The 21,449-nt window shown below is 70.4% G+C and carries 16 protein-coding genes and 1 pseudogene; 11 read left to right on the top strand and 6 right to left on the bottom strand.

The features are described from left to right. Positions 1-14 precede the first annotated feature (14 nt). The 3 genes from ACNYS0_RS40760 to rhaI all read right to left on the bottom strand — a co-directional run bounded on the left by ACNYS0_RS40760 (position 15) and on the right by rhaI (position 5,015). Positions 15-1,457 (bottom strand): rhamnulokinase, encoded by a 1,443-nt coding sequence (locus tag ACNYS0_RS40760; RefSeq protein ID WP_422481627.1) that lies wholly within the window; start codon positions 1,455-1,457, stop codon positions 15-17. A gap of 299 nt (positions 1,458-1,756) precedes the next feature. Then, the gene (locus ACNYS0_RS40765; protein WP_422481629.1) at positions 1,757-3,796 is read right to left on the bottom strand and encodes a bifunctional aldolase/short-chain dehydrogenase; all 2,040 of its coding nucleotides are present in this window, start codon (positions 3,794-3,796) and stop codon (positions 1,757-1,759) included. 52 nt (positions 3,797-3,848) lie between these two features. Next, a complete protein-coding gene (gene rhaI, locus ACNYS0_RS40770; protein WP_422481631.1) occupies positions 3,849-5,015 on the bottom strand; it encodes an L-rhamnose isomerase in 1,167 nt (388 codons plus the stop codon). A gap of 276 nt (positions 5,016-5,291) precedes the next feature. On the opposite strand from rhaI, the gene ACNYS0_RS40775 reads away from it, so the two are divergent. From ACNYS0_RS40775 to ACNYS0_RS40800, 6 genes are read left to right on the top strand one after another with little or no spacing between them, the layout of a single operon-like run. Next, positions 5,292-6,803 (top strand): sugar ABC transporter ATP-binding protein, encoded by a 1,512-nt coding sequence (locus ACNYS0_RS40775; RefSeq protein WP_422481633.1) that lies wholly within the window; start codon positions 5,292-5,294, stop codon positions 6,801-6,803. A 46-nt stretch (positions 6,804-6,849) separates the two neighbouring features. After that, positions 6,850-7,905: an ABC transporter permease gene (locus ACNYS0_RS40780; protein ID WP_422481635.1), complete on the top strand. Its 1,056-nt coding sequence runs from the start codon at positions 6,850-6,852 to the stop codon at positions 7,903-7,905. After that, positions 7,898-8,893, top strand: coding sequence for an ABC transporter permease (locus tag ACNYS0_RS40785; protein ID WP_422481637.1), 996 nt, complete (start codon positions 7,898-7,900; stop codon positions 8,891-8,893). Before ACNYS0_RS40780 ends, ACNYS0_RS40785 begins: the two co-directional genes overlap by 8 nt. 24 nt (positions 8,894-8,917) lie before the next feature. Next, positions 8,918-9,997 carry a rhamnose ABC transporter substrate-binding protein gene (rhaS, locus tag ACNYS0_RS40790; protein WP_422481639.1) on the top strand — a complete coding sequence of 360 codons (1,080 nt, stop codon included), beginning with the start codon at positions 8,918-8,920 and terminating at the stop codon, positions 9,995-9,997. 23 nt (positions 9,998-10,020) lie between these two features. Beyond that, entirely contained in the window at positions 10,021-10,341 is a 321-nt protein-coding gene (locus ACNYS0_RS40795) for an L-rhamnose mutarotase (protein ID WP_422482903.1), read from the top strand. After that, positions 10,334-11,359: a LacI family DNA-binding transcriptional regulator gene (locus ACNYS0_RS40800; RefSeq protein ID WP_422481641.1), complete on the top strand. Its 1,026-nt coding sequence runs from the start codon at positions 10,334-10,336 to the stop codon at positions 11,357-11,359. Before ACNYS0_RS40795 ends, ACNYS0_RS40800 begins: the two co-directional genes overlap by 8 nt. Positions 11,360-11,374: 15 nt before the next feature. Here ACNYS0_RS40800 and ACNYS0_RS40805 read toward each other — a convergent pair whose 3' ends face one another. Further along, positions 11,375-11,725 carry a hypothetical protein gene (locus tag ACNYS0_RS40805; RefSeq protein ID WP_422481643.1) on the bottom strand — a complete coding sequence of 117 codons (351 nt, stop codon included), beginning with the start codon at positions 11,723-11,725 and terminating at the stop codon, positions 11,375-11,377. Positions 11,726-11,971: 246 nt separating this feature from the next. On the opposite strand from ACNYS0_RS40805, the gene ACNYS0_RS40810 reads away from it, so the two are divergent. Further along, a complete protein-coding gene (locus tag ACNYS0_RS40810) occupies positions 11,972-13,465 on the top strand; it encodes a serine/threonine-protein kinase (RefSeq protein WP_422481645.1) in 1,494 nt (497 codons plus the stop codon). A 265-nt stretch (positions 13,466-13,730) separates the two neighbouring features. On the opposite strand, the pseudogene ACNYS0_RS40815 reads toward ACNYS0_RS40810, so the two are convergent. Then, positions 13,731-16,829, bottom strand: a pseudogene (locus ACNYS0_RS40815) (family 78 glycoside hydrolase catalytic domain). Positions 16,830-17,107: 278 nt separating this feature from the next. On the opposite strand from ACNYS0_RS40815, the gene ACNYS0_RS40820 reads away from it, so the two are divergent. Then, complete coding sequence (locus ACNYS0_RS40820) at positions 17,108-18,136, top strand: LacI family DNA-binding transcriptional regulator (protein ID WP_422481647.1); 1,029 nt, start codon at positions 17,108-17,110, stop codon at positions 18,134-18,136. Between the two features lie 91 nt (positions 18,137-18,227). Then, positions 18,228-18,695: a nitroreductase/quinone reductase family protein gene (locus ACNYS0_RS40825; RefSeq protein WP_422481649.1), complete on the top strand. Its 468-nt coding sequence runs from the start codon at positions 18,228-18,230 to the stop codon at positions 18,693-18,695. Between the two features lie 7 nt (positions 18,696-18,702). On the opposite strand, the gene ACNYS0_RS40830 is transcribed toward ACNYS0_RS40825, so the two are convergent. After that, positions 18,703-19,176 carry a flavodoxin family protein gene (locus ACNYS0_RS40830; RefSeq protein ID WP_422481651.1) on the bottom strand — a complete coding sequence of 158 codons (474 nt, stop codon included), beginning with the start codon at positions 19,174-19,176 and terminating at the stop codon, positions 18,703-18,705. 157 nt (positions 19,177-19,333) lie between these two features. On the opposite strand from ACNYS0_RS40830, the gene ACNYS0_RS40835 reads away from it, so the two are divergent. Both ACNYS0_RS40835 and ACNYS0_RS40840 read left to right on the top strand, forming a co-directional pair. Beyond that, positions 19,334-20,638: an alpha/beta fold hydrolase gene (locus tag ACNYS0_RS40835; protein ID WP_422481653.1), complete on the top strand. Its 1,305-nt coding sequence runs from the start codon at positions 19,334-19,336 to the stop codon at positions 20,636-20,638. A 30-nt stretch (positions 20,639-20,668) separates the two neighbouring features. After that, positions 20,669-21,421 (top strand): PIG-L deacetylase family protein, encoded by a 753-nt coding sequence (locus ACNYS0_RS40840; protein WP_422481655.1) that lies wholly within the window; start codon positions 20,669-20,671, stop codon positions 21,419-21,421. The last annotated feature ends 28 nt before the right edge of the window (positions 21,422-21,449 follow it).

The raw sequence follows: 21,449 nt of genomic DNA on the forward strand, positions 1-21,449 counted from the left end.
TGAACGGTGGCTGGTCACGGGGTGCGGACGCGTGCCGCCGCCGCGTCCCACGCGCCACGGTCGCCGCTCGGCTCGTAGCGCCCGAGCGGCTGGGTGTCGGCGACGAGCCGGCGCATCGCGGCGCGGTCGCCGACGACGCCATCGGCCCGCGCCTGAACGAGTACGTTGCCCAGCGCGGCGCCCTCGGCGGGCCCCGCCACGACCGGCAGGCCACAGGCGTCGGCCGTGAGTTGGCACAGCAGAGCGCCGCGGGCGCCGCCGCCGACGATGTGCACCACGTCGACCGGGCGGTCGGCCAGGCGGGAGGCGTCCTCGATGGCGCGGCGGTGGGCGAGGGCGAGCGAGTCGAGGATGCAGCGGGTGATCTCGGCGCGGGTGCGGGGTTCCGGCTGGCCGGTGGCGCGGCAGGCGGCGGCGATCCGGTCGGGCATGCCGCCGGGCGGCAGGAACGTGGGGTCGCCCGCGTCGACGACCGAGCGCAGCGGGGTCGCCTTCGCGGCCTCGTCGAGGAGGGCGGTCAAGTCCGGTTGATTCCAGGCGCGTTGGCACTCCTGGAGGAGCCACAGGCCCATGATGTTGCGGAGGTAGCGGACCGTGCCGTCGATGCCGAGCTCGTTCGTGAAGTTCGCGGCGCGGCTCTCCTCCGTGAGGACGGGCGCGTCCAGTTCGAGGCCGGCGAGGGACCAGGTGCCGGTGCAGATGTACGCGAAGTTCTCCTCGGTCGCCGGGACGGCGGCCACGGCGGACGCGGTGTCGTGCGAGGCGACGGTGGTGACCGGGACGGGGCCGGTGAGGCCGGTCTCGTCGAGCACGTGCGGAAGGAGTTCGCCCGCCGGGGCGCCGGGGTGGCGGATCGGGGCGAACAGGTTCACGTCGATGCCGGCGCGGGCGGCGATGTCGTGGGCCCAGTCGCCGGAGCGGGGGTCGATGAGCTGGGTGGTGGAGGCGTTGGTCAGCTCGGTGCCCTGCTGTCCCGTCAGCCAGTACGTGAGAAGGTCGGGGATGAGCAACAGGCGGCGGGAGGCGTCGAGTTGCGCGGTGCCGCGGGCTGCCGTGAGCTGGTAGATCGTGTTGAACGGGACGTACTGGAGGCCGGTGGCCGCGTACAGCTCCTGCGGCGGGATCGTCGCCCACAGCTTCTCGGCGGTGTGGTCCGTGCGGGTGTCGCGGTAGTGGTACGGGTTGCCGAGGAGGGTGCCGTCCGCGTCGAGGAGGCCGTAGTCGACGGCCCAGCTGTCGATGCCGATGGAGCGGACCGGGCCGGCTTTGCGGAGGCCCTCCAGGATGCCGGCGTAGAGCCCGAGGATGTCCCAGTGCAGGCCGTCGGGGGTGCGGACGGGGGTGTTCGGGAAGCGGTGGGCTTCGGTGAGGGCGAGGGTGTCCGGGGTGACGCGGGCCGTCATGACCCGGCCGCTGGAGGCGCCCAGGTCTATCGCGGCGTAGGGGGTGGTGGGCATGAGGTTGGCCTTCGTGAGTGTGCGGTGTGGTGGGCGGCGGGGGAGTGGAATCGCCCCTGCCGCCCCTTCCCGTCCCAAACCGGGGCGGGCCCCGGACCCCGCGCGCGGTTGGCGCCCGCGCCCTGTTGCGCAGCACCGGGGCGCCGCCTTGCCCACCCTGCCGCCCCGGGCGGCAGACTGCCCAAGGCGGCGGGCGGGGGTGTGTATGTGGAGCCCCTGCGGCGATTGAGCAGCGGGGTCCGGGGCGGAGCCCCGTGCGGGTGGGCGCGCCGAGGCGTACTGGGCGTGCCCACGACGGGTCAGCGGAGGAACGCCGCCGCGACACCCGCGTCGACCGGAACATGCAACCCCGTCGTATGCGTAAGGTCCCCGCCGGTCAACGCGAAGACCGCGTTCGCGACATGCTCCGGAAGCACCTCCCGCTTCAAAAGGGTCCGCTGCGCGTAGAACTCGCCCAGCTTCTCCTCCTCCACCCCGTACACCGCGGCACGCTTCGCCCCCCAGCCCCCGGCGAAGATCCCGGACCCGCGCACCACGCCATCCGGGTTGACCCCGTTGACCCGGATCCCGTCCCCACCCAACTCGGCCGCCAGCAGCCGCACTTGGTGGGCCTGGTCCGCCTTCGTCGCCGAGTACGCCACATTGTTGGGCCCGGCGAACACCGCGTTCTTGGAGGCGATGTAGACGATGTCGCCGCCCATGTCCTGCGCCCGCATCACCCGCGCCGCCTCCCGCGAGACGAGGAACGAGCCGCGCGCCATGATGTCGTGCTGAAGGTCCCAGTCCTCGGTCGTGGTCTCCAAGAGCGGCTTCGAGATGGAGATGCCCGCGTTGTTGACGACCAGGTCGACCCCGCCGAAGGCGAGCGCCGCCGCCCGGAACGCGTCCGCGATCTGCTCCTCGGACGTGACGTCGACCGTCACGGCGACCGCCTTGTCGGGGCCGCCCAACTCCTCGGCCACCGCCGCCGCCCCGTCCGCGTTCAGGTCGGCGACGACCACGCACGCGCCCTCCGCGACGAGCCGGTGCGCGATGGCCCTGCCGATGCCCGAGCCCGCGCCGGTCACCAGCGCCACCCGCGTGGCGAGCGGCTTCGGCTTCGGCATCCGCCGGAGCTTGGCCTCCTCGAGGGCCCAGTACTCGATGCGGAACTTCTCCGACTCCTCGATCGGCGCATACGTCGACACGGCCTCCGCGCCGCGCATCACGTTGATGGCGTTGAGGTAGAACTCGCCCGCCACGCGCGCCGTCTGCTTGTCCTTGCCGAACGAGAACATGCCGACACCCGGCACCAGCACGATCGCCGGGTCCGCGCCGCGCATCGCGGGGGAGTCGGGGCTCGTGTGCCGCTCGTAGTACGCCGCGTACTCGGTGCGGTACTCGGCGTGCAGCTCCTTCAACCGCTCGGCCACGACGTCGAGTTCGGCCGTCGGCGGCAGGTCGAGGGCGAGCGGGCGGACCTTCGTACGCAGGAAGTGGTCCGGGCACGAGGTGCCGAGCGCGGCGAGGCGCGGGTGCTCGGCGGACGCCAGGAAGTCCAGGACGGGGCCCGAGTCGTCGAAGTGGCCGACCTGCGGGCGGTCCGTGGAGGCCAGGCCCCGGATGAGCGGGGCGAGTTCGGCGGCCCGCGCCCGGCGCTCGGCCGCGCCGAGCGCCGCGTAGCCCTCGACGACCGGGCCGAACGGCTCCTCCTTGCCGCGCTCGGCGAGGAAGGTCTCGGCGGTGCGGATCATGTACAGCGAGTTGGCCTCGCACTCCTCGGCCGTGTCGCCCCACGCCGTGATGCCGTGGCCGCCGAGGATGCAGCCGATCGCGTCCGGGTTCGAGGTCTTGATCTCCGCGATGTCCAGGCCGAGTTGAAAGCCGGGGCGCCGCCACGGCACCCACACGACCTTGTCGCCGAAGCACTCGGCCGTCAGCTTCTCGCCGTCGGCCGCGCAGGCGAGCGCGATGCCTGAGTCCGGGTGCAGGTGGTCGACGTGCGCCGCGTCCACCAGGCCGTGCATGGCCGTGTCGATGGACGGCGCGGCGCCGCCCTTGCCGTGCAAGCAGTAGTCGAACGCGGCGACCATCTCGTCCTCGCGCTCCACGCCCGGGTACACCTCGGTCAGCGCCTTGAGGCGGTCCACGCGCAGGACGGCGAGCCCGGCCTCCTTGAGCGTGCCCAGGTCGCCGCCCGAGCCCTTGACCCACATCAGCTCGACGTCGCCGCCGGTGACCGGGTCCGTCCCGGTGGCCTTGGCGGAGGTGTTCCCGCCGGCGTAGTTGGTGTTGCGGGGGTCGGCGCCGAGCCGGTTCGAACGGTCGATGAGGGCGGCGACCTGAGGGTGCGTAGCCATGAAAGGTCCTAAATTCCAAGGGAGTTGATTGCGGAGGACTGCGGGGAGGTGGTTACGCGCCCCACCCCGCCTGCTCCCCGCCGACCCGCTCGGCCACGATCCGCTCCTGCCACCCGGAGGCGGCGTACGCGGCGACGGGATCGGCCGCGAGTCCCTGCTCCTCGCGCCACTCTGCGAGCAGCGGCCGCACATCGGTGTTGTACGCGTCCATGATCACGGAGTTCGCGGTCAGGACGTCGCCCGCCGCCTGCGCGGTGCTCAGCGCCTCGCGGTCCACGAGCAGCGCCTTCGCGGTGGCCTCCTGCACATTCATCACGGAGCGGATGACCGCCGGGATCTTCGCCTCGATGTTGTGGCACTGGTCGAGCATGAACGCCACATTCGTGGCCGGGTCGAAGCCGCCGTTCTTCGCCACCTCATGCAGGATGCGGAAGAGTTGGAACGGGTCGGCGGCACCCACCATCAGGTCGTCGTCCGCGTAGAAGCGGGAGTTGAAGTCGAAGCCGCCGAGCTTCTTCTCGCGCAGCAGCAGCGCCACGATGAACTCGATGTTCGTGCCAGGTGCGTGGTGGCCGGTGTCCACCACGACCTGCGCCTTGTCGCCCAGCTTCATGCACTGCATGTACGAGGTGCCCCAGTCCGGCACATCGGTCGTGTAGAAGGCCGGCTCGAAGAACTTGTACTCCAGGAGGAGGCGCTGGCCGTCGCCGAGCCGCTCGTAGACGGCGGCGAGGGACTCGGCGAGGCGGTCCTGGCGGGCCACGATGTCGTCCTGGCCCGGGTAGTTGGTGCCGTCGGCGAGCCAGATCTTCAGGTCCTTGGAACCCGTGGCGTCCATGATGTCGACGCAGTCCAGGAGGTGGTCGAGCGCCTTGCGGCGGACCTTCGGGTCCGGGTGGCAGACACTGCCGAACTTGTAGTCGTCGTCCTGGAAGGTGTTGGAGTTGATCGTGCCGAGATCGACGCCGCGCTCCTTCGCGTACGCCGACAGGGCCGCATAGTCGTCGACCTTGTCCCACGGGATGTGCAGCGCGACCTTCGGGGCGATGCCGGTGAACTCGTGCACTTTCGCCGCGTCGTCGAGCTTCTCGTGGGGTGTGCGGGGCACACCGGCCTGGGCGAACACCTTGAACCGGGTGCCGGAGTTGCCGTAGCCCCAGGACGGCGTCTCGATCCGCTGGTTGGCGAGTGCGGCCTTCACGGCAGCGATGTCAGGCATGTCCACCTCTGAGTACACGGGTCTGCGAGCCGTCCGATGAATCGTCTGCACAATGAATCCTCTGTGAATCGATTCATTGTGCAGCGAAGCTAGTCCCCCTGGTGGGGTGCGTCAAGGGGGTGTGCGAGGACTTCCGTGCGTTACGGAATCGTTTCGTACGACGGCGTATTCGAGCCGACCAGACCCCTTGACCGGGGCGCCGGGGCGTGGCTAGCTTCCGGAACGTTTCACTGAAACATTTCACGTCGGGTGCCCTTCGACCCCTGGAGACCTGTCATGACGCCACCTGAACCGGAGACGACTCCGGTGCTCGCCCTGGAGGGGGTGAGCAAGTCCTTCGGCGCCGTGCGCGCCCTGCGCGGTGTGTCACTGAGCCTGCACGCCGGTGAGGCGCACGCCCTCGCCGGTGAGAACGGCGCCGGAAAGTCGACGCTCATCAAGGCCCTCGCCGGGGTGCACCGCCCGGACACCGGGACGGTGCTGCTCGACGGCTCCCCGGTCGAGTTCCACGGCCCCGCCGACGCCCGCGACGCCGGTGTCGCCGTCATCTACCAGGAGCCGACGCTCTTCCCCGACCTGTCCATCGCCGAGAACATCTTCATGGGCCGCCAGCCGCGCCGCTCCTTCGGTCGCGTCGACCACGCCACGGTCAAGGAGTCCACCGCCGCCCTGTTCAAGCGGCTCGGCGTGGAGCTCGACCCGGACCAGCCGGCCCGCGGCCTGTCCATCGCCGACCAGCAGCTCGTCGAGATCGCCAAGGCGCTCTCCTTCGACGCCCGCGTGCTGATCATGGACGAGCCGACCGCCGCGCTGACCGGCAGCGAGGTGGCCCGCCTGTTCGGCGTCGTACGGACACTGCGCGAGCAGGGCGCCGCCGTACTGTTCATCTCGCACCGCCTGGAGGAGATCTTCGAGCTGTGCCAGCGCGTGACGACGCTGCGCGACGGGGCGTGGGTGGCGAGCGAACCGGTCGACGGGCTCACCGAGGACGACCTCGTGCGCCGCATGGTCGGACGCGACCTCGACGAGCTGTACCCCAAGCAGGACACCGAACTCGGCGAAGTCGCCCTCAAGGTGAGCCGGTTGACCCGCGAAGGTGTGTTCACCGACGTGTCCTTCGAGGTGCGGCGCGGCGAGATCGTCGGCCTCGCCGGGCTCGTCGGCGCGGGCCGCAGCGAGGTGGCCCGCGCCGTGTTCGGCGTCGACCGCTTCGACGGCGGCGAGGTGGAGGTCCTCGGACAGAAGCTCAAGCCCGGCGCTCCGAGCCTCGCCATGCACGCGGGCCTCGCGCTCGTCCCCGAAGACCGGCGGGCCCAGGGCCTCGTGATGGACATGTCCATCGAGCGCAACATCGGGCTCACCGGCTTCGCCGACACCTCCCGCGCGGGCCTCATGAACCGCAAGGCGGAACGCAGCCGGTCCCTGGACTGGTCGGTGAAGCTCCAGGTCAAGTACGCGCGCCTCGCCGACGTCGTCGGCACGCTCTCCGGCGGCAACCAGCAGAAGGTCGTCCTCGCCAAGTGGCTCGCCACGGGCCCCCAGGTGCTCATCGTCGACGAGCCCACGCGCGGCATCGACGTCGGCACCAAGGCCGAGGTGCACCGCCTGCTGTCCTCCCTCGCGGCCGACGGCGTCGCCGTCCTGATGATCTCCTCCGACCTGCCCGAGATCCTCGGCATGGCCGACCGGGTGCTCGTGATGCACGAGGGCCGGCTCTCCGCGGAGCTGCCGCGCGCCGAGGCGAACGAGGAGTCCGTGATGGCGGCGGCGACGGGGAGGGCGGCATGAGCCTCGCCCCCTTCGGGCCCGTCGCCCGCACCGCAAGGAGCACCCCATGACCATCACCGCACCACCCGTCCGCGAGGACGCCGCGCCGCCGCCCACCGCCGGGCGGCGGCTGCTCGACAAGGTGTTCAAGGCGCGCGAACTCGCCGTCGCCGCCGTGCTCGTGGTGATGCTGCTCGCCACGCAGGTCTCCAACACCGAGTTCCTGTCGCAGCAGGGCGTCAAGGACCTCCTCCTGAACGCCACCATCCTCGTCCTCGTCGCCACCGGACAGGCGATCGTCGTCATCACCCGCAACGTCGACCTGTCCGTCGGCTCGGTGCTCGGCATCTCCGCCTTCGCCGCCGGTGACTACCTTCAGGGTGGCGGCAGTTCACTGATCGCCGTCGTGTACGCCGTCGCCATCGGCACCGTCTTCGGTGTCCTGAACGGCGCGCTCGTCAGCCTCGGCAGGGTGCCCGCCCTCGTCGTCACCCTTGGCACGCTCTACGTGGTGCGCGGCATCGACTCCATCTGGGTCGGCTCGCAGCAGATCGTCGCCGCCGACCTGCCCGACGCCTTCGTCGACTTCGGCCACGACGGCGTCTGGATCGTGCCCTACCTCGCGCTGCTCGCCGTCGCCGTCCTGCTCTGCGTCGGCTACTACCTGCGCAGCTACCGCAGCGGCCGCGAGATGTACGCGCTCGGCTCGAGCCCCGAGGCCGCGAACCTCGCCGGCATCCCCGTCCGCAAGCGGATCATGACCGCGTACGTGCTGTGCGGCGCGCTCGCCGGCCTCGCCGGCGCCCTGTACCTGGCGCGCTTCGGCAACGTCGACTCCGGCACCGGAAACGGCTACGAACTCACCGTCGTCAGCGCCGTCGTCGTCGGCGGCGTCGCCTTCACCGGAGGCGCGGGCACCGTCTACGGCGCCGCCCTCGGTGCCCTGCTGCTGACCTCCATCAACAGCGTGCTTCCCGCCATCGGCGTCAGCTCCGTCTGGGTCACCGCGATCAACGGAATCCTGCTGCTGCTCGCCATCGCCGTCGACCGGATCGTCGCGCTGCGCGTCGCCGCCGTGCTGCGCAAGCAGGCCGCACAAATGAGGAGCGCCCGCCATGCCTGATTCGTTGAAGCACTCGGTGCGCTGGGACACCGCCGTCGGCGCCCTGCTCGTCGTACTGCTGCTCTGCTCCTTCGCGTTCGTCGACAATTTCGGCAACGCGCTGAACCTGTCGTTCCTGATCGGCAACACCCTGCCCATCGCGATCATCGCGCTGCCGATGACGATGCTGGTCATCTCCGGCGAGGTCGACCTGTCGGTCGGCTCCACGGTCGGCCTGTCCGGCGCGGTGATGGGCGCGCTGTGGAACAACGGCATGGCCATCGAGACGATCATCCCGTTGTGCCTGCTGCTCGGCGTCGTCTGCGGCCTGGTCAACGGGCTGCTCGTCACCCGCCTCGGCCTGCCGTCCCTCGCCGTCACCATCGGCACCATGGCCGCCTACCGCGGCATCGCCCAGATCGTCCTCGGCTCCGACTCGGTCACCGACTTCCCCTCCCAGTACCTGGACTTCGGCGCGAACCGGATCGGTGACACCTTCGTCCCGTACGCCGCCCTGCCCTTCGTCGTCCTCCTCGCCATCGCGATCGTCGTGCTGCACGCCACTCGCATGGGCCGTTCCCTCTTCGCGATCGGTGCGAACGAGGAGGCCGCCCGGTTCGCGGGCGTGCGCGTCAAGCGGCTCAAGCTGTCGATGTTCGTCACGACGGGCGTGCTCTCCGCGCTCACCGGTGTCTTCTGGGCCCTGCACTACGCGAGCGCCCGCTACGACAACGCCACCGGGCTCGAACTCTCCGTCATCGCGGCCGTGCTGCTCGGCGGCATCGACTTCGACGGCGGCAAGGGCACCCTCGGCGGTGCCATCGCCGGTGTGTTCCTGCTCGGCTCGCTCCAGAACGTGATGAGCCTGCTCAACGTCTCCGCGCAGTCCCAGATCGTCGTCACCGGCGTCCTGCTCGTCATCTCCGTGCTGGCGCCGCGCGTCGGCCGCCAGGTCGCGCAGGCGAGGTCCCGCAAGAAGACGGCCACAGCCGCCCCCGTCGCTCCGTAGCCCCACGTCCCGTAAGGAAACGCCATGAACGCACGCACCCGCCGGCTGTCCGCCGCGCTCGCCGTCTCCACCGCCCTCATGGTGGCCGCCACCGCCTGCGGCGGCACCACCAAGTCGGACTCCAACAAGGAGGACGCCAAGTCCGCCGCCGCGGGCAAGGCCGACCCGAACGCCGAGACCAAGAAGGGCCTCACGGTCGCCTTCCTGCCCAAGCAGGTCAACAACCCGTACTTCACGACCTCCGACAACGGCGGCAAGAAGGCGGTGCAGCAGCTCGGTTCCACGTACAAGGAGGTCGGCACCAGCTCCGGCACCGACACCTCAGGACAGGTCTCCTACGTCAACACCCTCACCCAGCAGCAGGCCGACGCCATCGCGGTGTCCGCGCAGGACCCGGGCGCGCTGTGCACAGCGCTCAAGCAGGCGATGAAGAGCGGCGTCAGCATCGTCACGTACGACTCCGACACCAAGGTCGACTGCCGCAACGCCTTCGTCTCGCAGGCCTCCGCCGAGGACCTCGGCCGCACCCAGGTGCAGCAGATCGCCAAGCAGATCGGCAACAAGGGCGAGATCGCGATTCTGTCGGCGGCCCAGACGGCCACCAACCAGAACACGTGGATCAAGTACATGAAGGACGAGCTGAAGAAGCCCGCCTACAAGGACATCAAGCTCGTCACGACCGCGTACGGGGACGACGACGCGCAGAAGTCGTTCCAGCAGACGCAGGGCCTCCTCCAGGAGCACCCGAAGCTGAAGGGGATCATCTCCCCGACCACCGTCGGCATCAAGGCGGCCGCCCAGTACCTCTCCGGCTCCAAGTACAAGGGCAAGGTCAAGCTGACCGGCCTCGGCACCCCCAACGACATGCGCGCCTACGTCAAGAACGGCACGGTCGACGCGTTCGAGCTGTGGGACCCGGCGAAGCTCGGCGCGCTCGCGGCGCACACCGCGGTGGCCCTGGAGTCCGGGCAGATCACCGGCAAGGCGGGGGAGAAGTTCAAGGCCGGCGACATGGGCGAGTACACGATCGAGAAGGACGGCGTCGTCACCCTCGGCAAGCCGACCGTCTTCGACAAGAAGAACATCGACGACTACAAGTTCTGAGCGGGAAGCGACACATGAGGGACATGCAACGGGTCTGCTTCCTGCTCAAGGTCAAGTCGGACCGCATCGACGAGTACCGCGAACGCCACGCGCACGTATGGCAGGAGATGCGGGACGCCCTGACGGCCACCGGCTGGCACAACTACTCGCTCTTCCTGCGCGAGGACGGACTGCTCGTCGGCTACCTGGAGACCGAGGACTTCGACAAGGCGCGCGCGGCGATGGACGCCACCGACGTGAACGCGCGCTGGCAGGCCGAGATGGGCGAGTTCTTCGAGGCGTTGGACGGGCAGGCGCCCGACGTCGCGATGCGCCCGCTCACCGAGGTCTTCCACCTTGCCTGAGCGCTCCGCGGTGGGCATCAAGGACGTGGCCAGGGAGGCCGGTGTCTCGGTCGGCACCGTCTCCAACGTCCTCAACCAGCCCGACCGGGTCTCCGGACCCACCCGCCGGCATGTCCAGCAGGTCATCGCCCGGCTCGGCTACGTCCGCAGCGAGTACGCCCGCCAACTGCGGGCCGGGCAGAGCCGGATCGTGTCGCTGCTCGTCCTCGACATGGGCAACCCGTTCTTCGTGGACCTCGCACGCGGCGCCGAACGCGCCGCGCGCGAGGCCGGGCTCGGCGTGATGGTGTGCAACAGCGCCCAGAGCCCGTCCGTGGAGGCCGAATACCTCTCCATGTTCGCCGAACAACGGGTACGCGGCGCCCTCATCACCCCGGCGGACCCCAGCGGCGCCACCCTCCGGGCCTTCCGCCGCCACGGCATCCCGTACGTCGTCGTGGACCGGGTCGCGGGCGACGAACCGGGCTGCTCGGTGGCGGTCGACGACGTGGCGGGCGGCTCACTCGCCCTCCGCCACCTCCTCGACACGGGTCACCGCTCCCTCGCCTACGTGAGCGGCCCGCCCCACCTCAAACAGGTCCAAGACCGCCGCGAGGGCGCCCACAAGGCCCTGGCGGAAACAGGGCTGCCTACGTCTCTGCTCCACGAACTCCCCACGGACCGCCTCGACGTGGCGGCAGGCCGCGACGCGGGCGCCCGCTTCCTGGGCCTGGCCCACCGCCCCACGGCCGTCTTCTGCGCCAACGACCTCCTGGCCCTCGGCGTCCTGCAATCCCTCTACGCGGCCGGTATCCGCGTCCCCGGCGACATCTCCCTGGTCGGCTACGACGACATCGAATTCGCCTCGGCGGCCGCGGTCCCCCTCACCTCAATCCGCCAACCGGCCACAAGCCTCGGCACCATCGCCGCCCACCTCCTCCTCCAGGAAACAGGCCCCCACGCGTCGGACCACCACCACGAACACATCGTGCTGAGGCCGGAGTTGGTGGTACGGGGGTCGAGCCGGAGCCCCCGCTGAGTGCCCGGCTGGTATCTACTCGACCGCCCGCTGCACGCCAGTGCAAGCAACAAGAGATTCCGCATCCTCGCTGAGGAAGAGCATGAAGGCCCAGGCGCCGTCGGCGGCGACGATATGCCCGAGACACACGGACCCGTGATGCTCGCGGAGCAGCTGGACCGCACGCTCAAGACCCAAGGTGCGCGTTCCTCTGCGCTGCGTGTGCCGGAGCCGGCGGGCATAGATGTGGGCATACGCCTCGGACGAAGAAGCTCCACCCCACACCACGTAGGTGGCGCCACCGCGAAGAGCCGCCATCGCCGCGGCGGCCGTGGCGGGTTCCGCCTCGTGAGCGGCCAATAGCCGCGCCAGTACGTCGCGCTCCACAGCCTTCCCTTCGGAGCTCCCTGAACCACCGAGCCCGCGAGCCGCACGACCTCCTCAGCGTGCCCACCAACAAACCAGCCGTCAACGTCAAACCTAACGCCCCTCTCAGAGCGCCCACTGTCACCGGCTTGCACTCGTGCGTCATCATGCTTCTTGCAACGGTCTGGGCTGGGGCAGGGGGCGAGTGTGCGAGGACAACTCCTCGGGGGGCGTTACCAGTTGCGTCGGCAACTGGGCGAGGGAGGCATGGGCGAGGTATGGGAGGCCCAGGACGAGACCTTGAACCGGCTGGTCGCGGTGAAGGTGATTTCGCTGCTCGCCGGAGCCGGCCGTGCCGGCGACGAAGCGCGCGCCCGGTTCTTGCGTGAGGCGCAGATCACCGCACGTCTCCAGCAGGCCAACATTGTGACAGTGCACGACCTGGGGCAGACGGGGACGGGAGCGGACGCGATGCCGTTCCTGGTCATGGAACTCGTCCAGGGAGTGGGGCTCGACGAGAGGCTGCGCCAAGGTGCCGTATCAGCGCGTGACGCGGCGCAGTGGGGCGCACAGATATGTGATGCGCTCGCTCATGCCCACGCTCTTGGCGTTATGCACCGGGACATCAAACCGTCCAACATCCTCGTCCCGCACGCGGGCGGCGGAGCAAAAGTGCTCGACTTTGGCATCGCCCGCGCCGTCGCCCCTGACAAGAGCGCTGACCGGCTCACTCACACCGGGTACGTCGTGGGGACACCTGCGTACATGGCTCCCGAGCAGGCACGCGGCCGTCCCGAGCCCCGCAGCGACCTTTACGCACTCGGCTGCCTGCTGTTCGAACTGATCACCAGCCGCCTGCCCTTTCAGGCCCCCGACGCCGTGGGCTATCTCTCTGCACATCTGACCGAAGAGCCGCCGGCCCCCAGTACCGTGCGCCCGGGTGTCGGCGCCGCGTGGGACGACCTGGTGCTCACGCTCCTGAGCAAAGACCCCGACAAGCGATACGCCTCGGCGGACGCCGTCGCCCAGGCGCTGCGACCCCTCGGCCAATCGCACCATCGAACCCAGACGGGCCTGACGACCTCGTCGTCTTCGACGATGGGCACTACTTCGCAGTCCGGCCCCGCTCGGGATGCCCCATTCACCATGTCGTGGACCGGTACCGACCCGCTGGAGACGTACGGCGCACAGATGCGCGCGCCGTTCGACGGTCGGCGGCAGACAGCCAAGGTAGGGATCGCAGCGACGGCGGCGGCCGTGGGCTTCTACCTGTCTCTCGGATTGAATTACGGAGCTGTCTCCGGTGAGCAATTCACCGGTTGGGCTGCTGTCTGCTTGCTCTCCGCGCTCATGTCTTTCTACTCCCTCGGGGTGCTGGTGCACACGGCGTGGGACCGTCGCATGCGGCGGCTCCACACGGGGCATCGAGGCTGGACGCTGGAGGTCGGGCCTCATGGCATCACCACCACGAGCAGTGTCGGACGGCGAGAGTTCGGGTGGGACACGATCCAGCGCATCGAAATCGGCTCGATCCGGTCCGACGCACCGTATGCGCACAACGGCATTCTGCTGACACCACGCGGAAACTCACGGCCGAGGCGGAGAGACTGCCCTGCCGGCTGGCCCTACCGTGTACCGCCCATGCGAGACGGCGGCGAGCCCCTTGTCGCCTGCGTCCTGGGCCCCCTCACCTCACGCCAGCGCACCACGCTCGTCCAGGCACTCGCCCGCTTCGGCGGCAAACGCTGGCAGAAGCCGTGATGACCGTGGCGACTGCTTCACAGTGCGCCTCGATTGATGTCCGCCGCAGGGGCAAGCGTGCGCAATTGCTTTGATCAAGAGGCAGAAGGGGGGAACTCGTCGTGGGACGCGAGGTGAGGTGGTTCACGCCTCAGGACGGTCGCGCGATCCATGACGTGATCTCGCGGGCTTACCGGCTCGGTATGAAATGGACTCCCGGCAGGAAGTAGCCCGCTGACGGAATTCCTGGGCGGGCTACGACCGTCTTCAGTTCTGCCTCCTCGCGTCAGCGCACCGAACTCGTCACCCGATACCTCCCCGGCGACAGCCGATACGTCGCCACCTTGTCCGTGAAGTTCTCGAAGCGGACTCCGGCGGTCTTCGCCAGTGGGGTCCGGCCCTCGCGGACCGTGTCCGCTGAGACCGCCGGGAGGGCGAGGGTCGCCTCGGTGTTGGGTGGGACCACGGCCTCGTACGTGAGGGTGCCGTCGGGGGACAGGGACCAGGTGCTCGTGATCTCGCCGTAGGGGGAGAGGTGGCGGGCCTCGACCTCGGTGATCCTGCCCGTTGGGTCCAGGTGGGGCTAGAGGCGGAAGCGGCGGAAGCCGGGGTGGTCGGGGTCGGTGGCGATGCCGGCCATGTACGCGTACATCCATTCCATGATCGCGCCGTACGAGTAGTGGTTGAAGGAGTTCATCTCGACCGGGCCGAAGCCGTCCTCCTTGGAGTAGGAGTTCCAGCGTTCCCAGATCGTCGTCGCGCCGTTCTTCACCGAGTAGAGCCAGGAGGGCATGGCGTCCTGGTGGAGGAGTTCGTACGCCAGGTCGGGGCGGCCCTCGTCGGTGAGGACCGGGGCGAGGACGTTCGCGCCGAGGAAGCCGACGGAGAGGGTGTTCTCGGCGTAGTCGACGCGGGCGCTGTCGGGGTGGGCCGCCTTGTACGCCGCGTCGTTGCCGATGTTGTCCGCCAACAGGCCGACCAGGGCGCGGCGTTGGGCCTGCGTGTCGTAAAAGCCGAGCTTGAGGACCCAGAGGAGGGCCGACTGGCTGTTGTCCTCCGGGTCGCCGCCCATGGGCGGCTTGCCGCCGAGGCTGGAGCGGACGGTGATCCTGTCGCCGTCGACCGCGATGTACTTCGCCATGAAGGCGCGGCGGATGTGGGTGAAGAGGGCGTCGTATGACTTGGACTCCGTGGACCGGCCCGTCGCGCGTGCCATCTGTGCCATCAGGCGGACGCTGTACGCGTAGTAGACGTCGCTCATCAACTGCGTGCCGGTGTTCTGGAAGGCGAGCCAGTCGGCGAAGATCGCGCCCTGCCCGGCGTAGCTGTCGCCGCCCTTCTTCTTGATCCAGTCGATGTACGCGACCATCGCGTCCCAGCTGCGGTCGACGACCGTCCGGTCGCCGCTCATCTGCCACACCGTCCACGGCACGACGACCCCGCAGTCCGCCCAACCGCTGCACGGCTGCGCCGCGTTGTACCGGTTGCCGGGTGCCACCGCCGTGAACTGCGCGCCGTCGACGCCATACGTCTTCTGCGACTCGATCAGGATGTCCTCGAAGTGGCTGAGGAAGGCGACCGAGTCCGTGTTGTAGAGGCCGGTGCGGGAGAACACCTGGGTGTCGCCGGTCCAGCCGAGCCGCTCGTCGCGCTGCGGGCAGTCGGTGGGCACCCACAGGTAGTTGCCGCGCTGTCCCCAATGGACGTTGCTGATCAGCTGGTTGACGTCTTCGTCGTTGGTCCGGACGCTGCCGGTCTCGCGGATCGCGGAGGTGGCGACCCTTCCGGTGAGGCCGGAGACCGTGACCTCGGCGTCCTTCGTGGTCACCGCCACCGACACGTAGCGGAAGCCGTAGAAGGTGAGCGTGTCCTCGTGGGTCTCGCCCTCGCCGCCGGTGCCCTTGAGGATGTACGTGCTCGTGGCCTTCGCCGAGCGGAGATTGGCCCGGTACAGGGAGCCGACGGGACCGTCCGCGCCCTTGCTGTCGTCGTTGAGCATCTCGCCGAACCTGACGACGACTTCGGCTCCGGCCGGGCCGCGCAGCGTGTAGCGGGGGACGCCGACCATGTTCTGGCCGAGGTCGAAGACGGCGGTGTCACCGGGGCGCAGGGTGACGGGGCCCGGCTTGCCGCTGGTGGAGCGGGCGGGGTCGGGGACGATGTGGCCCTTGCCGTTGGCGCTCGACTCCTCGCCCGTGACCTCGGAGTAGACCGTCAACGACTGCGGCGTGCGGTCCCACTTCGCCATCAGGCGGGCCGTCTCGCCGGGGTAGGCGGTCAGTTTGGCGTCCGGGTACTTCGCGGCGTAGCCGACCTCCTCGACGTCCGACCAAGCCGACGTGTCGAAGCCGCTCGCCGTCCAGCCGGGGAGTTCCTTGCGGGCGTCGTAGGTCTGGCCGTCGTAGATGTCGTCGGCGCGATAGGGGCCGGTGTCGGTGGCCTTCCAGGCGGCGCCGGGTTTCGTGACGATGCTCTGCGTGCTGCCGTCGGCGTACCGGACGAGCAGCTTGGCCTTGAGGGCGAGCGGGTTGCCGTCCTTGGAGTAGTACGTGCTGCCCTCGGAGACGCGGGCATTGTACCAGCCGTTGCCGAGCACGGCGGCGAGCGTCACGTCGCGGCCGCCGCCCCGTGTGACCAGGTCCGTGACGTCGTACGTCATGTAGTTGACGCTCGTGTCGTAGTTGGTCCAGCCCGGGGTGAGGAGTTCGGCCGTGCGGCCCTCGCCCTCGGGGACCGTGACGCGCTCGCCGTTGACGTACGCCTCGTAGACGCCGAGCGCCGTGACGTACAGGCGCGCCTCGCGGACCCGGCCGCCCTTGCGCAGCGCGGTCTGGCCGCGCAGCAGCGGCGCGCCCGCCGAGTTGGGCTTCTTGCCCTTCATGCCGATCCACTGGGCGCCGTCCCAGCGGGTGACGCCGTCGCTGCTGAGCAGGGCCGTCTCGAAGCGGGCGGCGGGGGAGGTGCCGACCTCGCGGCCGTCCGCGTCCCACACCGTCACGGACCAGAAGTAGCCGGTGGACGGCCGCAGTTCGGGCCCGTCGTAGCGCACGGCCACCGAGTCGGACGATGTCACGCGGCCGCTGTCCCACACGTCCGCGCGGGCGAGCCGCTCCGCGCTGGAAGCCACCCGGATCCGGTACGCGCCCTGCGCCAGGCCGCGCTTCTGGGAGCCGAGCCGCCACCCGAAGCGGGGGCGGGTGGCATCGGTGCCGAGGGGGTCGACGCGGTGCTCGGTGGTGAGGCCGGTGACCGCGCCGCCCGGGGGCGTCGGGAGAGCGGCGGCTTTCATGGGGGCCGCGGCGGCGGGCGGGGCCGCTGCCGCGATGACGGGCACCGCGCCCGCGCTCGCGGCGAGGACGGTTCTGCGACGTATGTCGCTGCGCATCTCGGGGTGTCCCTTCGTCGGTGAAGGTGTTCCGGTTCAAACGATTCAGGTCCGCGCCGCGAGAGGCAAGAGGCGTGCACGAGGTATGCGTGAGGTGTATTGGGCTTACTAGTACGGCAGATCGCGCGTATGGAGGTGCGGCGGGTGGCGTCCCCGCTGGTCCGGACCCCCGGACTGACCGAAACGATTCACCCGATCGTCCGGCGTATCGAACACCGACCGGCCCCCGCCACGTACACTCCGACTGCCGCACCAGCTCACCAGGAGGACCACACCCGATGGGACAGTCCGTGGGGATCAAGGACGTCGCCCGTGAAGCGGGGGTGTCCGTGGGCACGGTCTCGAATGTGATCAACCGGCCCGAGGCCGTGGCCGACGCGACGCGTGCCCGCGTCCAGGCCGCCATCGAGCGGCTCGGCTACGTCCGCAGCGAGTCCGCCCGCCAGCTGCGTGCCGGACGCAGCCGCATCATGGGCCTGCTCGTCCTCGACATGGGCAACCCCTTCTTCGTGGATGTCGCACGCGGCGCCGAGCGTGCCGCCCGCGACGCCGGGCTCGGGGTGATGGTGTGCAACAGCGCGCAGAGCCCCGCAGAGGAGGCCGACTACCTGTCGCTCTTCGCCGAGCAGCGGGTGCGCGGGGTGCTGCTGACGCCCGCAGAGGCGACCGGCCCCACCGTGGAGGCCTTCCGCAGGCACGACATCCCGTTCGTGCTGGTCGACCGGGTCGCGGAGGGCGCCACCGAGTGCTCGGTCTCGGTCGACGACGTCAACGGAGGCGCGCTCGCCGTGCGCCACCTCGTCGACGCGGGCCACCGTTCCATCGCGTACGTCAGCGGACCGCCCACCCTCAATCAGGTCGCGGACCGCCGCCAGGGCGCCCTGCGCGCGCTGAAGGAGGCCGGCCTCCCGTCCTCCGTGCTGCGCGAACTCCCGACCGACCGCCTCGACGTGGCCGCGGGCCGCGACGCGGGCGCCCGTCTCCTCGGCCTCACCGAGCGCCCCACCGCCGTCTTCTGCGCCAACGACCTCCTCGCGCTCGGTGTCCTCCAGTCCCTGTACGCGGCCGGGGTCCGGGTCCCCGAGGACATCGCGATCGTCGGCTACGACGACATCGAGTTCGCGTCGGCGGCGGCGGTCCCGCTCACGTCGGTGCGCCAGCCCGCGGTGCACATGGGCGCGCTTGCCGCGGACCTGCTCCTGGAGGAGATCGAGGCGGCGGACGACCCGGAGAGCGCGCACGAGCATCGGCGGGTCGTGCTGCAACCGGAGTTGGTGGTGCGCGGATCGAGCCTGGGCGCGCGCTGAGCGTCAGCGGACCGTTCGGCCCTACCGGGCGCGGTCGCCCGCGGTTAGCGTGCTGCGCAACCGCCGCCGAACCGTGCGTGGGGAGGCCGCCATGCCGACCGGGGACCGTACGAAAGCGCCGTGGCTGCCGCCGCGCTGGTTCATCCGCCTGGCCTGGTCGGTGCACCGGGGCGCGTACCGGGCCTTCGGCGGCCGGATCGGACTCTGGAAGCCGCGCCCCGGCAAATGGGGCACCCTGCGCCTGACCATCACGGGCCGCCGCACCGGCCGCCCGCGCGGCGTCATCGTCGCCTACGTCGAGGACGGCCCGCACCTGGTCACGCTGGCGATGAACGGCTGGGGCGAGGGCGAGCCCGCCTGGTGGCTCAACCTCCAGGCACACCCCGAGGCGAGCGTCCACCTGGTCACCGGGCGGCGGACGGTACGCGCGCGTGCCGCGACGGGCGAGGAGCGGGCGCGGCTGTGGGACCGCTGGCGCGCGATCGAGACGAACCTGGACGCGTACGCGGCGAAGCGGTCGTTCGAGACCACGGTGGTGGTCCTCGAACCACTTTCTTGAACCGCTGTCAGGAGACCGGCCCACGGACTTCCCGTAGCCGCGTGGCGAACTCCCGCGCCGCGGCGAGATCCGCGTCGTTCGGCCGGTGTTTATTGATGCCTCCGACGACCTTGAAGGGCGCCCAGGTGTCGAACGCCCGGCACGAGAAGGACCCGTCCACCACGAAGCCCTTGCTCTCCAGGAGACGGACCAAGGGGCGCGCGAAACGCGTCACAGGTGTCTCGGGAAGCCCGCTGGTGGCGAACACGAAGGCCCGGCCGCGAGTGGTGGGTAGCAGTGACCCGGCGAACTCGGTCAGAAGCGGGTGCAGCTTGGTGTGGAAGACGCCGGAGCCGAATCCCACGAGGTCGGCCTCCGCGAGCTCCGTGGGGTCGGCCTCGTCGGGGCCGAGGACCTTCGCGTCCAGTACCTCGGCCATGGCGTCGGCGACACGGCGCGTATTGCCGTGCGACACGGAGTGGCACACGATGACGGCTTTCATCGGGACGATCCTTTCTGTGGCTCCTGAGCTTTCAAAAGGGAGAACCGGTCAGGAGCCCCGGATGTGACAACCGGATGTGGCAGAAGGTGTCGATCATGGGGGTGGGAGACTGGCCGGACGCACCACCCGCACCACCGCCCACCGCACAGGAGCCGCATTGAGCGCCGCCACCTACCGCCAGGCCGGGGTCGTCCTGACCGACCGCCGGTTCTCCGTCCCCCTGGACCACGACGTCCCCGACGGAGAGCGCATCGAGCTCTTCGCGCGCGAGGCCGTCGCCCCGGGGCGCGCGCACGAGAACCTGCCGTGGCTGCTCTACCTCCAGGGCGGTCCCGGCTTCGGTGCCAACCGCTTCTCCGGCCCGGCGGCCTGGCTCGGCCGGGCCCTGAAGGACTACCGGGTCCTCCTGCTCGACCAGCGCGGCACCGGCGCCTCCGCCACCGTGAACCGCCAGACGCTCCCCCTGCGCGGCGACGCGGAACAGCAGGCCGCGTACGTGGGCCACTTCCGCGCCGACTCGATCGTGCGCGACTGCGAGTACATCCGCCGCGAGGTCACCGGCGGCGCGCCCTGGACGATCCTCGGGCAGAGCTTCGGCGGCTTCTGCGCCGTCCGCTATCTGTCGTCCGCGCCGGAGGGCCTGGAGACCGCGATCATCACGGGCGGCCTGCCGACGCTCGACGGCCACGCCGACGACGTCTACCGCGCCGCGTACCCGCGCGTCGAGCGCAAGGTCCGGGCGCACTACGCCCGTTACCCGATGGACGTCGAGCGGGCGAAGGAGATCGCCGCGTACGTCCAGGAGCACGAGCCGGTCCTTCCGAACGGCTACCGCCTGACCGTCCCCGCCTTCCAGTCGCTCGGCATCTGGCTCGGCGCGGGCGACGGCAGCGACCGGCTGCACTACCTCCTTGAGGAGGCGTTCGTGCGGACCCCGGGTGGGCGGGAGCTGTCCGACGCGTTCCAGGAACAGCTCGCGGGCGCGCTCTCGTACCGCCCCCACCCCTTGTACGCGGTCCTTCACGAGGCGATCTACGCGCAGGGCGGGCGGGCCACCGACTGGTCAGCGGAGCGCGTGCGCGGGGAATTCCCGCAGTTCGACGGGGAGAAGGCGCTCGCGGACGGCGGGCCGCTCCTGTTCACCGGCGAGACCATCCACCCGTGGCAGTTCGACTGCGACCCGGCGCTGCGCCCGCTGCGCGAGGTCGCCGAGCGGGTCGCGGCGCGCACCGACTGGGCGCCGCTGTACGACCCGACCCGGCTCGCCGCGAACGAGGTCCCGGCGGTCGCCGCCGTCTACCACGACGACATGTACGTCGACACGGAGCACGCCCTGCGCACCGCCCGCACCATCCGCAGCCTGCGCCCCTGGGTGACGAACGAGTTCGAGCACGACGGCCTGCGGGCGGGCGGCCCGCGCGTCCTCGACCGCTTGCTGGCGATGGTGCGCGGAGAGGTGTGAGCCTTCGGGCGGAGTCATAGGCTTGCCCGCATGACCCTGCCCGATTCGAACGCCCAAGTCCCGCTGAAGCCCATGCCGGAGGACTGGCAGCGGGCCCTTGCCGTCGTCGCCCACCCGGACGACCTGGAGTACGGCTGCTCCGCCGCCATCGCGGCCTGGACCGACGCGGGCCGCGAGGTCACCTACGTACTCGCCACCCGCGGCGAGGCCGGCATCGACACCGTCGAACCCGCCAAGTGCGGCCCGCTGCGCGAACAGGAGCAGCGGGCCGGCGCGGCCGTCGTGGGTGTGGAGACGGTCGAGTTCCTCGACCACCAGGACGGTGTCATCGAGTACGGCATCGCGCTGCGCCGCGACATCGCCGCCGCCATCCGCCGGCACCGTCCGGAACTCGTCATCACCCTCAACCACCGTGACACCTGGGGCGGCGTCGCCTGGAACACGCCCGACCACGTCGCCGTCGGCCGGGCCACGCTCGACGCGGCGGGCGACGCGGGCAACCGGTGGATCTTCCCCGAGCTCACCGAACAGGGACTTGAGCCGTGGAACGGGGTGCGGTGGGTCGCCATCGCCGGTTCCGCGCAGCCCACGCACGCCGTCGACGCCACGGTCGGCCTGGAGCGCTCCATCGCCTCGCTCCTCGAACACCGTACGTACATCGAGGTGTTGACCGACGAGGACCCGGAGACGTACTGCCGCACCTTCCTCACGGGGAACGCGCAGGCGGCGGCGGAGCGCTTCGGCGGGAAACCGGCGGTGCCGTTCGAGGTGTTCGGGCGGTAGGGCCCGCGCGCCGGGTGGGGCCCCGCCG

The organism is Streptomyces anthophorae, assembly GCF_049310305.1.
Taxonomy (GTDB): Bacteria; Actinomycetota; Actinomycetes; order Streptomycetales; family Streptomycetaceae; genus Streptomyces.

Bases quoted from the DNA above. Each gene is read 5' to 3' on its own strand.
- ACNYS0_RS40760 (WP_422481627.1), bottom strand. From the start codon at position 1,457: ATGCCCACCACCCCCTACGCCGCGATAGACCTGGGCGCCTCCAGCGGC.
- ACNYS0_RS40765 (WP_422481629.1), bottom strand. From the start codon at position 3,796: ATGGCTACGCACCCTCAGGTCGCCGCCCTCATCGACCGTTCGAACCGG.
- rhaI (WP_422481631.1), bottom strand. From the start codon at position 5,015: ATGCCTGACATCGCTGCCGTGAAGGCCGCACTCGCCAACCAGCGGATC.
- ACNYS0_RS40775 (WP_422481633.1), top strand. From the start codon at position 5,292: ATGACGCCACCTGAACCGGAGACGACTCCGGTGCTCGCCCTGGAGGGG.
- ACNYS0_RS40780 (WP_422481635.1), top strand. From the start codon at position 6,850: ATGACCATCACCGCACCACCCGTCCGCGAGGACGCCGCGCCGCCGCCC.
- ACNYS0_RS40785 (WP_422481637.1), top strand. From the start codon at position 7,898: ATGCCTGATTCGTTGAAGCACTCGGTGCGCTGGGACACCGCCGTCGGC.
- rhaS (WP_422481639.1), top strand. From the start codon at position 8,918: ATGAACGCACGCACCCGCCGGCTGTCCGCCGCGCTCGCCGTCTCCACC.
- ACNYS0_RS40795 (WP_422482903.1), top strand. From the start codon at position 10,021: ATGCAACGGGTCTGCTTCCTGCTCAAGGTCAAGTCGGACCGCATCGAC.
- ACNYS0_RS40810 (WP_422481645.1), top strand. From the start codon at position 11,972: ATGGGCGAGGTATGGGAGGCCCAGGACGAGACCTTGAACCGGCTGGTC.
- ACNYS0_RS40820 (WP_422481647.1), top strand. From the start codon at position 17,108: ATGGGACAGTCCGTGGGGATCAAGGACGTCGCCCGTGAAGCGGGGGTG.
- ACNYS0_RS40825 (WP_422481649.1), top strand. From the start codon at position 18,228: ATGCCGACCGGGGACCGTACGAAAGCGCCGTGGCTGCCGCCGCGCTGG.
- ACNYS0_RS40830 (WP_422481651.1), bottom strand. From the start codon at position 19,176: ATGAAAGCCGTCATCGTGTGCCACTCCGTGTCGCACGGCAATACGCGC.
- ACNYS0_RS40840 (WP_422481655.1), top strand. From the start codon at position 20,669: ATGACCCTGCCCGATTCGAACGCCCAAGTCCCGCTGAAGCCCATGCCG.